The sequence below is a fragment of the Fictibacillus sp. 5RED26 genome, assembly GCF_015903895.1.
Classification (GTDB): Bacteria; Bacillota; Bacilli; order Bacillales; family Fictibacillaceae; genus Fictibacillus; species Fictibacillus phosphorivorans.
This window is the reverse complement of the sequence record NZ_JACZDU010000015.1, coordinates 24,193-36,713: the sequence shown is the minus strand read 5'-3', so window position 1 is coordinate 36,713 and position 12,521 is coordinate 24,193. Positions and strand designations below refer to the sequence as shown.

Below are 12,521 nucleotides of genomic sequence, written 5' to 3'. Positions count from 1 at the left end.
GAGAAGCGAAAAACAGATGGTTTTTTCGCTTTTTTACATGCCCTAAATTTTGATTCTGAACTAAATGAAAACAACAAGCTCACAAAAGACAACATCAAAAAGATTTTCAAGTCCTTTAATTTCTAAAAAGGAGGTGAGAAAAATTGAAGTTTATCGATTGGATATCAGGACTTTTTGGTACTAATAATACCCTTAAACTGGATTCTAGCTTTTTTGATTTAAGCTCAAACCTTTTTTATAAACGGCTTGCAATTGAAACGTGTATTGATTTGATAGCCAATACGCTTACTAGGTGTGAATTCCAGACTTTTGATAAGGGGACTGCAACGCGAGGCGAAAATTATTTTTTATTAAATGTTCAGCCTAACAAAAATCAGAATGCCTCTGAATTTATGCATAGTCTGGTAAATCATTTAGTTATGAATAATGAGTGTCTAGTCATAATGCAAGATAGACAACTTTTGATCGCAGATGAATTCGAGAAAACCGAATTTGCTTTAAGAGAAAATAAATATGAAAAAGTGAAAGTTGGAGATCTTGAGTTTGGAAAAACTTTTTTAGAATCTGAGGTCCTGCATTTTAAGTTGAATGATAGGAACATCATGCATGTCATTGATGGATTATATAAGGATTACGGAAAGCTTCTTGCTTCAGCAATTGGTTATTATAAAAGAAAAAACAATAAACGAATTTTGATAAAAGGAAATTTCCTTCGTTCTCAGGATACTGAGACACAAGAAGCAATCAATGCTTTATTTGAAACACAGTTATCAAATTGGTTTAATGCTGATAAAGCAGGTTCCGCGTTCCAACTGCAAGATGGTTATGGAATTGAAGATATGAGCGATAGTAAATATGGTGGAGCTCATAACAACACAAGCAGAGATATTAGTGAGCTGGCCAACGATGTTATAAACTTTGTAGCTATGGCATTTCATGTTCCAAGAGGTTTAATCAGGGGCGATGTTGCTGATGTTGAAAAACAAATAGATGGTTTTTTAATGTTTTGTATCATGCCGATCGCTAAGTTAATAGCTGCTGAATTTAACCGTAAGATGTATACAAAAAATGAATACCTGGAACGATCGTACTTAAAGTTGGATACTACACAAATTAAAGTTGTTGATATTACTCAACTTGCAACTGCTGCAGATAAACTATTTGCTGTAGGTGGTTTAACCATTAATGACATTCTATTATTGCTTGGTAAAGAACCAATCAATGAAGAGTGGGCTAATAAACGTTATGTTACAAAGAACTATCAACAAGCAGACACTTTGAAAGGAGGTGAATAAAATGCCGGAACTACCAAAAATCAATAAACGATTCGAGGTCCTTAACAAAGCTGAGAACCAGGAAGCAGACATGTACATGTATGGTTCGATAGGAAAAGGGTGGTATTCAGATATCTCTGCTACTGATGTAAGATCGCAATTGAATAGCATCTCGGCCAAAAAAATTAATATCCATGTAAACAGCCCTGGAGGAGATGTGTTTGAATCAATCGCAATCCATAACCTATTAAAAAATCATAGCGCAGAAATCATTATCCATATTGACGGATTAGCTGCAAGTGGTGCCAGTGTAATCGCTATGGCCGGGGATAAAATCGTTATGCCGAAGAACACGATGATGATGATTCATAAGGCTTGGACATTCGCAGCTGGTAACTCTAATGAGCTTCGAAAAGTGGCTGATGATCTAGAAAAGATAGATACAGCAGTAACAGAAAGTTACACCAGTCGTTTTGTTGGTGAAAAATCCGAACTCGAACAACTCTTATCTGACGAAACATGGCTGACAGCTGAAGAGTGTAAAACCTTTGGCTTTTGCGATGAAATTTCTGATGAAATTCAAGAGCCAGAAGAAAAGGAAGAGGAGATTTCTGCTAAGGAAAAATTCCTTAACAAGTATTCTAATCAATCTGCTACTGAAGCTACGAAACCAGAAGCGAAAGACTCAGATGAAGATGCACCACCTGCCAGAGAAGAAAATAAAGCATCTGGCAATGTTAACAAAGTTTTAAATTTCTTAAATGCATTTGAAGTAACACGGTCTTAATAAGGCGGTGTTTTTTATTTTGAAAAATTTCAGGAGGTACTAACATGCCAGTAGAAAACTTAGATCGTAACGTCAAGAACGAAACGGAAATGAAAGAAAATCTTCTTAAAGCCTTAAATAGTGGTGATGATAAGGAGATGGCTGCTGCATTTACAGCGTTTGCTGATAACATTCAGCAAAACATCATTTCTGAAGCTAAGAGAGCAATGAATGAAGATTTAACAGATCGTCAAGTAATGGCTACTCGTGGTCTTCAGCCATTAACACAAGATGAAGTTAAGTATTACAACGAAGTAATTGACGGACAAGGATTTGACGGAGTGGAAAAACTTATTCCACCAACTGTAATTGATCGCGTGTTTGATTATCTAACTCAGTCCCATGAACTTCTTAAGTATATTCAATTCGAAAATACTACTGGAGTAACACAGTGGATTGTAAAGAAAGGTGATATTCCTACTGCTTGGTGGGGAAAGCTTTCAGCAGCTATTAAAGAGCTATTAGATGACGGATTCGAGAAGATTCAGACTGACCTCTACAAACTGTCAGCCTTTTTACCTGTTGCAAAGGCAATGCTTGCTTTAGGGCCTGTTTGGCTAGATAAGTATGTGCGAACAGTTCTAGCTGAATCAATGGCAATTGGCCTTGAAGATGCAGTAATTAAGGGGACAGGAAAAGAGCAACCAATCGGAATGGTTAAGGACTTAGCAGGTGCTGTAGTTGATGGAGTATATCCTGACAAAGCAGCTGTTGCGATCGCGGATCTTTCTCCAAAAACTCTTGGTAAAGAAATTATGGCCAAACTTTCAAAAAACGGTAAACGAACAGTTAAAGAGGCCTTATTAATTGTTAACCCACTTGACTACTGGGAAAAAATCTTCCCAGAAACAACATATCTGACTCAAAGTGGTACTTATGTATCTGGTGTGCTTCCGATACCAGCAAAAGTAATTCAATCCGTTTCTGTAGCTCAAGGGAAAATGGTTGCAGGCATTGGTGAAGATTACTTCCTTGGTGTAGGATCTTCTCAAAAAATTGAATACAGTGACGAGTATCGCTTCCTTGAGGACGAACGAGTATACATTTCCAAACACTTTGCAAACGGACGTCCTAAAGATAATGCTAGTTTCTTAGTGTTTGATATTACAGGAATCGGTGTACCAACACCTTAATTTTAATAATATTTATGAAGAAAGGGAGAAAAGAAAATGAATTATAAAGTTCTGAATACATTTGTGGAAGTCGAACATGACAACACCCTTTACGAAAAGGGTGATGTATATCCTAAAGAAAACTTTAAAGCTGATCCAGATAGGGTAAGCTTTTTGCAATCTGATAAGAACAGATATAATCAGAGTTTCTTAGGAAAAGAGATTAAACCGAAAAACTCCGATGCATCAACACCAGAAACGCAAGAACCTGATACTGGTGACGTTGATGAATCCAAGAAAAAAGAATCAACCAAAACCCAGTCAAAGGGAAAAGGAAAGAATGAAAGTTCAGAGGAAAAGTAGGTGGTTTGATTGGAAGAACAGCTACTACCTCTCCTTAAAAGTAATCTTCGAGTCACCTGGACTGATGAAGACCTGGATTTGAAAAAACTTTTAACTAGATCAATGGCGTACCTCAATGAATTATGTGGTACGTCGTTTGATTTTTCAGCAGAAGGGCAAGCTAAATTCCTTATGCTTGAACGTTGTCGTTATGTTTATAACAATGCTGCAGATGAGTTCGAGAAGAATTTTCATCATGAACTGGCTCGGCTCATCCTATCAACAGCTGTTAGTAGAGCAGGTGTAACCGATGGAACAACTTAGAGAGACGTTTAATGACGGATATCTGGCTTATGGCCATAAAGAGACGCTGAGAAGTGAAAGTCGAAAAAGCCTTGGATCTCAATTCATTGAAAAAGGAAAGCTTCATTTCAGGGAGATTTCTGCAAGGGATAGTGATTATCAGCAAGCAGGATTGATGGGTGCAAAGTTAGATATGAAAGTAAAAACGATGTACCCTCCTTCTTTTCGATTTATCAATAAGTCGAAGTTAAAGATTATCATCCGAGGGATTGAGTATGATGCGATAAAAGTAGATCCCGATAACAATCAACGATATCTTTATTTCTACTTACAGGAAGTAGGTGGACATTCTGAATAATCAATCTAAGGAACGATTGAAGAAATTGAACAATCTTCTGGTAACAAGTTTAGAAGCAGCATTTAACGTTACAGTTTACCAGGACCAAGTAAGTGAAGATGAAGAAACAGATTATCATTACTTCATTTACGAAACAGGTGGATTTACAAAGAAGGCAGAGCAAAATAAAAGCCTTCTTGTTCAAGATGTAACTTTGAGATACTACTCTGAAAATCGTGACGATCTAGATGAAGTGACCATTGATATTATTACGTTATTGGAAAGAAACGGCCATATCTTTAAAAACTCATTAAAAGCAGCAATACAAAAAGGAGATACAGACTCCTATGTTGATGAGATTGAGTTGAATTTTACTCGTGCATTTAAGTATGTCATCGAATAAATGGGCACTTGATTTTAAAGATATTGAGATTCTTGAAGAGAAGATGAAACAGATTCCTGGGCGGTCAGAACAAGCAATAAATGATGTTCTCCACGGAGAAGGAGTCAATATTGTGGTCAGGGAGATTCAACCACAAATACCTGTTTCGACTTGGAAAAATCGCGTGAGGAAAAAGAAACATGCTCGTCATGTAACCAATCCTCAATCTAGCAAAAAGGAAAACTTAGGTTTTACGATCAGACCTAAACCTAAGTTTAATTATTTAAAGTATCCAGACTTAGGTATCGGTAAATCAAAGAGAAATGAACCACAGCATTTTATGAATAAAGGGTTACAAAAAGCGTCTCCAATCATAATCGAGAAGCTTAATGATGCTCTAGATAAAACAATTAAAGAATCACTAGGAGGTAACTAAATGAGTACAGTTGTAGAACAATTTGATGCCGTCAGGATCACAAATGCTAGTATTCAAACTTTTGAAAACGGCACACAGCAGACAGGTGAAAAATTCGGTTTATTAGGTAGTGTTGAAGGCGAAACAGAACTTAGAGAATTCGTTAAAATTGTAGAGGGTTCTGAAGCAAATAAAATCACAAAACCTGTTAAGATGAACCTTACAGTATCAGGACATATCCCTGTTGCTGTTGCACGAGATCTTTTTGGATTGACTAATAAAGACCTTAAACCTGGTGTATGGGCATATGGTGCCAATTCAAAGGGAAAAAACTTCATTCTTACAGCAGATGTGATTGATGAGTTCCAAGACATCACAAAGTTAATCGCATTTGCAAATTGTATTTCTAATACAGGGCTTAAAATCCAAGTTGAAAACGCTGCTGATGAGTTAGCTGAACTTGAACTTGAATTTACAGTCATGAAAGATAGTGAAGGTCAGTTTTATTATGAGGCCATTACGAGTGAGGTTACTGACGAAACAGTAAAAACACAGTGGCATACTACATTCACTCCAGCACTAGTAAAAGCAGTTCCAACTCCTTAATAATTAATAAACTCCCCTTAAAGGGGAGTTTTTCTTTTATCTTATTGTTGAAAAAAGAAAGGAATGAAAGATGCTATGAAAATTTCAAAAGTAAATTTAAAAAAGATAGAAGTCCTTGAACAAGACGGTGAGTACTCAACTGTAATTGCAGAAGAAAAAAATGTTCCATGCATGATTACAAACCATGCTCTAAAGCGAGGAAAGGACTTAGGTTTAATTAAAACATCGTTAATTGCAGGATTGATGAAACTTCAAGGCTTAGAGAAATTCAAAACCAAAAACGGAGTAGATCCTAGGGCATTGGACTCCATTGATGAGGTAGAGCTCCAGTCTGTAATTTATATAGGAATCCTGGGCGCTAATCGAAACATCGAACTTTCATTTGAAGAGTTCTTAGAGCAATTTCACTATTCATTTGATGAAACAGTCACACTTTACACAAACATTTTAAGTAACTACATGCCAAATGATAACCAGTTCGCAAAAGGATTAGCAGCAAGTACTAAGAGTGGAAAAAAGGGAAACAGGTAAAGCCACCGTCCTTAAAAATAGAATGCGTTGAAGATTTGTATATTCTCTATGTTTTAGTACATGGGATAGATGCAGAAACATTTTGGCATGATTCTATATGGTCGGTGGAGCGAATTGTTGAAGGGAAATTGGCATTTGATGCGTGGAGCAACAATCCTAGGTAAGAAAGGCAGGTGATTAAATGGCCCAAAATTCAGAAACCAAAGTTACCTTTAGAGCATTTAATAAAGATTTCAACAAAGCAATTGGAGAAATGAAAGCAGAGAGTTCAAAACTCCGATTAGAATTTGCTTTACAGGAAGCACAGCTTCAAGAAACAGGTACAGAGGCAGATCAATTAACCGCCAAAATAAATTTTTTAGGTAATGCTCAAAAGATTGCTGCTCAAAAGGTAGCTGCAACAGAAGCACAATTACAAAAGGCTAGGCAAGTGTTCGGGGAAAATTCTAAAGAAGCAGAACGGCTTTCTAAGAATTTAACCCAAGCTAAACTAGCTGAACAAAAGTTAGCAAACGAGATTACTCAAGTAAATAAGAAACTCGAAGACCAGGCAAACACCTCGAAAAAGGTAAGTGAAGCTCTAAAAAACACAGGCGAGAATATGCAGAGTGTTGGTACCACAGTAGGTACAGCATTTACTGCTGCAGGAGTAGCTGTAGGAACTGGATTGGGTGTAGCAGTAAAAAAAGCAATGGATTTTGATGCTCAGTTATCTAGAGTAGGAGCTATCGCAAATGCTAGTAAAGAAGAACTCCAAGCACTCAGACAATCAGCATTAGATCTAGGGGCAAGCACCTCTAAATCAGCTACAGAGATAGCAATGGGGCAAGAAGCATTAGCAGCACTAGGATTTACTGCCAAGGATATTATAGGAGCCATGCCAGGAGTTATTTCTGCAGCTGAAGCTTCTGGATCGGATATGGCACAAACTGCAGAAGTGATGGCCTCAACATTAAATATTTTTGGAATGGAAGCTAGTAAAGCCACAAAAGTTGCTGATATTTTAGCAAAGACTGCTAACGTATCTGCAGCAGATCTAACCGATATGCAATATGCTTTAAAATATGCTGGACCACCAGCAGCAGCTCTTGGAGTAAGTCTGGAAGAACTTTCTGCCTCCATTGGAATAATGACCAATGCAGGTATGCAGGGCGAACAAGCCGGAACAACTCTTCGTTCTGCCTTACTTTCATTGCTTGATCCATCGGAAGAAAATTCTAAACTGATGGATAAAATGGGGATAGCAGTTACTGATGCTCAAGGGAACTTTGTAGGACTTTCAAACTTGGTACAAAACCTTTCCACTTCAATGAAGGGGCAGACTGACACACAAAAGGCAGCCACACTAGCGTCTTTAGTAGGGACTGAAGCTGTTTCAGGAATGCTTTCTTTGATGGCTGCAGGTCCATCTGAAATTGAAAAGATGACCTCTTCATTAGAAAAGAGTGGTGGTGCTTCTGAGGAAGCAGCCAAGAAAATGAAAGATAATCTTAAAGGTACCATAGATGAGTTATCTGGTGCTTTTGAGACAATGGCTATTAGTATAGGAACTTCATTGGCACCAACTTTGGAAAAACTAGCAGGTTTTATACAAGGGATCGCTGATAAGTTTAATAGTCTTTCACCATCCACTCAAACCTTTATTGCTATTAGTGCTGCTGTTGGTGTTGCTTTAACTCTGTTAATAGGGGTTGTTGGCTTTTTAACTGCAGCTTTAGGGGCTATGGCCGCAGCCGAATGGGCAGTTATATTACCCATAGCTGGCATTATCGCGGCAATTACAGCAGCTATTGTAATTATTACTGCACTTGCAGTAGTCATATATAAAAACTGGGATGCAATAAAAGCAAAAACTATAGAAGCATTCGAGGCAGTAAAAACTAAAACTTTAGAAGTATTCACTTTTATTAAGGACTGGATCTCAAATACATGGACATCAATTAAGACCAGTACCGAAACAATTCTAAATTCTGTTAAGTCTTTTATAACAAACTCCTGGAATAACATTAAAGCTTCCACAATGTCTATATTTACAGCCGTAAGCAGTTTCTTTAGAACAATTTGGAACGCGATAAAATCAACGATATTAACAGTTGTGAATACGATCGTAACCCATGCAACAGCCTTATACAGCAGATTTAAGGACAGTATAAACACGATATTTAACGGCATAAAGACATATTTTTCAGGTGTCTGGAACCTAATTAAGAACATTTTTCTAGGAGCTGTCTTGCTGATCGTGGATCTTGTTACTGGGGACTTTACAGCTCTTAAACGAGATGCTATAGCTATTTTTAATAACTTGAAAAACTCGTTTAAGCAGATATGGGAAGGCATAAAGCAAGTGTTTTCAGGTGCTTTAAGTTTTATTAAAACTTATATCACTACAGTGTGGAACGGAATTCAATCTCTTTCCTCAACTGTTTGGAATGCTATTAAAACGTCCGTTACTAGTGCAGCCTCAAGCATAAAAAACGGTGTTGTTAATGCTTGGAATACCATTAAAACAACATCCAGCAATATCTGGAACGGAATTAAAAACATTGTTAGCAATTCGGTAACAAATATTAAAAATGGTGTAATTAATGGATTTGAAAGCTTAAAAAACTCTGTTTCAAACGCTATGAAAAATGTAAAAACAGCTATTGAAAACGGTTGGAATCAAGCTAAAAACTTTTTAACAGGAATTGATCTTCGGACTATAGGCAAAAACATTATAGAAGGTCTCGTAAATGGAATAAGTTCAATGGCCGGAAACGTTAAACAGAAAGTCAAAGACATCGTTAATTCTATACCGAAAAATATTAGAGAACTTTTGGACATTCATTCACCATCCAGGGTTACTTATAAACTTGGGGAATACACTGGTGAAGGTTTCGCCAAAGGGATTACAGCTAAAAAGAAAGATGCTGAAGAGGCAGCAAGGAAAATTGCTGAAGCAACGAAAAAAGCCTTTGAATCTGAAAAAGCTTATATAGAGAAGAAAAAATTCTATAATAAGCTCTCCTTAACTGAAGAACTAGCTATATATGAAAAGTACCTTAAAAAGTATAAAAAGGGTTCTGAAGAGAGGGAGTATTACGAAAGAGAAGTTTATCGCGTAAAAAAAGAGATTTACGATAAACTGAAAGACCTCAATGATCAGTACGCACAGAAGGTTAAAGATACCTCTAAGAAATTAAAAGAAGATGAAATAAAAGCAGAACAAGATTATAAGAACCAGGTTAAGAGCATTAAAGAGAAGTTGAACGATGATCTAATAAGTGCCAAGACTGATTATGAGCAACAAGTTCTGAGCGTAAATCAAAGGCTTGCTGAAAGTGAAAAGAGCTTAACTGAAACATACAACAAAGCTGTAGATGACCGAGCAAAAGCTCTATATAGCTTTGCAGGACTCTTTGACCAAGTAACACGTAAAGAGGTAAGTGGAGAAGCGTTGATTGATAATTTGAGTGGTCAAGTTTCTGCTTTTGAAGATTATCAGTCGAACATGGATCAGTTAGCTTCTAAAGGTGTAAGCCAAGAATTATTAAAAGAGCTTCAAGATGCCGGACCAAAATCCGTAGACGAAATTAAGGCTCTGAATTCATTGTCTGCAGAACAATTACAGCAGTATGTTTTGTTGTGGCAACAAAAGAGTAGTTTGGCCAGACAACAGGCAACCAAGGAATCTGAAGGTTTAAGGCTGGATACACAGATTCAGATTCAGCAACTTCGTGCAGAGTCTGCTATGCAACTGGAACAGTTACGTGTAGAGTATGTGGCTAAAGTTTCCCAATTAAGACAGGACGCACATTTACAAATGTTACAAGCTAAAGCCGATTGGGTAAGAACAGTTGCAGAAATGCGAGCAGAGGCAAAAGCAGAAATGGCTCAATATCAAAAAGAATTAAATGATCAGATCAAAGAAATCACTAAGGGAACAAAAGAAAACTTTGATGTTATGGCTGCAAGTATGAAAACCATTGGTAAAGATACGATGAAGGGTCTTATGTCAGGACTAACTGAAATGACTGGACCATTGATGAAACAAGCAAAATCCATTGCTGATTCTGTATCAGCAACAATTAAGAAAGCTTTAGATATCCATTCTCCTTCTAGAGTCATGGAATGGATGGGGGAAATGGTCGGGGAAGGTTTAGTGCAAGGCATGAACCATTCTGTCACCAACATATCAAGTATGGCTGATCAATTAGCTAGTGCTGCTGTTCCTAGAATTGAAGTGAACAGCACTGGAACTTCAGGAACATCTAATCAAGGTCCAGCAAAAATTGAACAAAAAGTAATTATCAATAGCCCTACACCTTTATCTCCTGCAGAAACTGCAAGATTGAATCGCCAAGCTTTACAGCAATTTGCATTTCAGTTAAAAGGACGGTGAGCAAGTGCGAATAAAAGAGATTCTTTGCACAAACAAAAACGGTGACAGCTTGCTCATCTCCAAGCAAGGGAGTTTCAAACTTCAAGAAGATATAGATACTTCTGGAGTAAAAGCAAATGTCACGTATGTATCTAACTATCAAAGTCATGGAGCCATTCCTGTTGCCTCTAGATTAGATAAAAGGGATTTATCCCTACAATTCTACATCGATGTTCAAGATCGATCACAGGAATGGATACAGGACAGGAGAGACGAACTATTTATTGTTTTTAATCCTGTTCATAATCCTTTACGTCTTGAGATTAAAACCGAGGTAAGAAGTGTATTTATTGACGCTAATATTGAGCTTTCACCCTCTATTAATCCAGATCCAGAACACACAAACGAAGGATGGCATAATGTTCTTGTTCAATTAACAGCAGGAAATCCTTTCTTTCAATCTACGGAAGTCAACAAAGTTGAGATTGCTGTCTGGAACTCATTGTTCGAATTTCCGTTTGAAATCCCTTCAGAGGGATTAGAAATGGGGCAACGTTCCCCATCTTTAATCGTAAACGTCTTAAATAATGGTCAAGTAGAGACAGGTATGATTATTAAATTCAAAGCAATAGGGAGTGTCTTAAACCCCTCTCTATTTAACGTGAATACACGCGAATACATTAAGCTGAATAGGCTTATGAGTCCAGGTGAAACAATTACAATCAATACAAATAAAAGCAGAAAAAGAATTGAGTCATCTTTAAATGGTGTTAAATCAAATATCTTTAATACCATTGAGTTCGGGAGTAAGTTTATGCAGCTCGCCACAGGAGATAATCTTTTTAGGTACGATGCTGATGAAAATCTCGAAAACTTGGAAGTTTCCATTTACTTCTCAACTCAATACCTGGGGGTTTAAGTATGGATCTATACGTGTTTGATAATCAGTTTAATCTACATGGAATTATAGACTCCTTTAAATCACTAATATGGAGAAGAGAGTTTTATAAGACAGGGAGCTTTGAACTCCATCTTAATCTACCGGAAGATTTTAAAGAGTCCTCTGATTTACTCGCTCTTGTGCAAAAGGACAGAATTATCGTCAAAGAGGATAGTCCAGAAGAGGCTGCATATATTGTGGGTTTAAAGTTTGATGATAAAACAGAAGATACCTTAGTATTAACAGGGTTTCTGATTGATAATTTTTTATCAGAACGGCTGATATGGGAGGAAACTTCTAAAACAGGGACAGCTGAAGACGTTATGAAATACTTTGTTGAACGTAACGCTGTTTCTCCAGAACTAGTAAGAAGAAAACTACCAGGATTAACGATCTCAACAAATAGAAATATTGAGATTCCAGCAAGTGAAACAAATTCCTATGGCAATCTTGCTGAAGTTATAGAAGGACTAGCTATCAAGTACGATATGGGATGGCGAGTCCTTTTTGATTTGGCAAATAAACAATACATCTTTGATGTATTTAACGGCAGAGACTTGTCTGTAAATCAAAACGTTAACCCTAGAGCAATCTTCTCCTTGGAATTCGAAAATGTTTTAGAACAAACTTACACTGACAGTAATTCTGGATATAAGAATATGGTTTTAGTTGCTGGACAAGGAGAAGGTGCAGCACGCAAAAAAGTACTGCTTAATAATGAACTAGAAGGATTTAAGCGAAAGGAAGTATTTGTGGATGCTCGGGACCTTTCCAACGTTACCGATAACACTACATTAAGCGATGAAGAGTATGAGGAACTTCTAAAACAAAGGGGCCTTACAAAGCTTTCTGAGTGCAGATCGATCTCAACTCTTGAAGGAAGTATTATCCTTACTTCAAACCTAGTTTACAAGGTTGATTTTGACCTAGGTGACATCGTAACAACTCAAAATGAAAGGCTAGGAGTTACATTAAACACACGAATTACAACGGTCGAAGAGGTTTATGAAAATGATCATCGTGATGTACGTGTGAATTTTGGAAGCAACATACCGACTTTACTTGAAAAAATCGAACAAAGAATGAGGTGAGT

At 37.1% G+C, this 12,521-nt stretch carries 13 protein-coding genes; all 13 read left to right on the top strand.

All coding sequences use genetic code 11. The annotated features are described in order from the left end of the window. Window positions 1-143: 143 nt before the first annotated feature. The 13 genes from IHV10_RS22385 to IHV10_RS22325 all read left to right on the top strand — a co-directional run bounded on the left by IHV10_RS22385 (window position 144) and on the right by IHV10_RS22325 (window position 12,519). A complete protein-coding gene (locus IHV10_RS22385) occupies window positions 144-1,295 on the top strand; it encodes a phage portal protein (RefSeq protein WP_197134821.1) in 1,152 nt (383 codons plus the stop codon). A 1-nt stretch (window position 1,296) separates the two neighbouring features. Continuing rightward, window positions 1,297-2,061 carry a head maturation protease, ClpP-related gene (locus tag IHV10_RS22380; RefSeq protein WP_231619659.1) on the top strand — a complete coding sequence of 255 codons (765 nt, stop codon included), beginning with the start codon at window positions 1,297-1,299 and terminating at the stop codon, window positions 2,059-2,061. Between the two features lie 44 nt (window positions 2,062-2,105). Then, window positions 2,106-3,233: a phage major capsid protein gene (locus IHV10_RS22375; RefSeq protein WP_197134818.1), complete on the top strand. Its 1,128-nt coding sequence runs from the start codon at window positions 2,106-2,108 to the stop codon at window positions 3,231-3,233. Between the two features lie 36 nt (window positions 3,234-3,269). Next, window positions 3,270-3,575 (top strand): hypothetical protein, encoded by a 306-nt coding sequence (locus IHV10_RS22370; RefSeq protein ID WP_197134815.1) that lies wholly within the window; start codon window positions 3,270-3,272, stop codon window positions 3,573-3,575. A 78-nt stretch (window positions 3,576-3,653) separates the two neighbouring features. Next, complete coding sequence (locus IHV10_RS22365; RefSeq protein ID WP_370629690.1) at window positions 3,654-3,878, top strand: hypothetical protein; 225 nt, start codon at window positions 3,654-3,656, stop codon at window positions 3,876-3,878. Further along, on the top strand, window positions 3,865-4,215 hold the full coding sequence (locus tag IHV10_RS22360; RefSeq protein ID WP_197134809.1) for a phage head closure protein: 351 nt from the start codon (window positions 3,865-3,867) through the stop codon (window positions 4,213-4,215). The genes IHV10_RS22365 and IHV10_RS22360 overlap by 14 nt, the downstream gene beginning before the upstream one ends. Next, complete coding sequence (locus IHV10_RS22355; protein WP_197134827.1) at window positions 4,205-4,597, top strand: hypothetical protein; 393 nt, start codon at window positions 4,205-4,207, stop codon at window positions 4,595-4,597. Before IHV10_RS22360 ends, IHV10_RS22355 begins: the two co-directional genes overlap by 11 nt. Beyond that, a complete protein-coding gene (locus IHV10_RS22350) occupies window positions 4,584-5,012 on the top strand; it encodes a hypothetical protein (RefSeq protein WP_197134806.1) in 429 nt (142 codons plus the stop codon). Before IHV10_RS22355 ends, IHV10_RS22350 begins: the two co-directional genes overlap by 14 nt. Further along, window positions 5,013-5,597, top strand: coding sequence for a phage tail protein (locus tag IHV10_RS22345; RefSeq protein WP_197134803.1), 585 nt, complete (start codon window positions 5,013-5,015; stop codon window positions 5,595-5,597). A gap of 75 nt (window positions 5,598-5,672) precedes the next feature. Further along, a complete protein-coding gene (locus tag IHV10_RS22340; protein ID WP_197134800.1) occupies window positions 5,673-6,128 on the top strand; it encodes a hypothetical protein in 456 nt (151 codons plus the stop codon). A 181-nt stretch (window positions 6,129-6,309) separates the two neighbouring features. Further along, the gene (locus tag IHV10_RS22335) at window positions 6,310-10,509 is read left to right on the top strand and encodes a phage tail tape measure protein (RefSeq protein ID WP_197134797.1); all 4,200 of its coding nucleotides are present in this window, start codon (window positions 6,310-6,312) and stop codon (window positions 10,507-10,509) included. 4 nt (window positions 10,510-10,513) lie between these two features. After that, a complete protein-coding gene (locus tag IHV10_RS22330) occupies window positions 10,514-11,407 on the top strand; it encodes a phage tail family protein (protein ID WP_197134794.1) in 894 nt (297 codons plus the stop codon). 2 nt (window positions 11,408-11,409) lie between these two features. Then, window positions 11,410-12,519 (top strand): siphovirus ReqiPepy6 Gp37-like family protein, encoded by a 1,110-nt coding sequence (locus IHV10_RS22325; protein ID WP_197134791.1) that lies wholly within the window; start codon window positions 11,410-11,412, stop codon window positions 12,517-12,519. Window positions 12,520-12,521 lie beyond the last annotated feature (2 nt).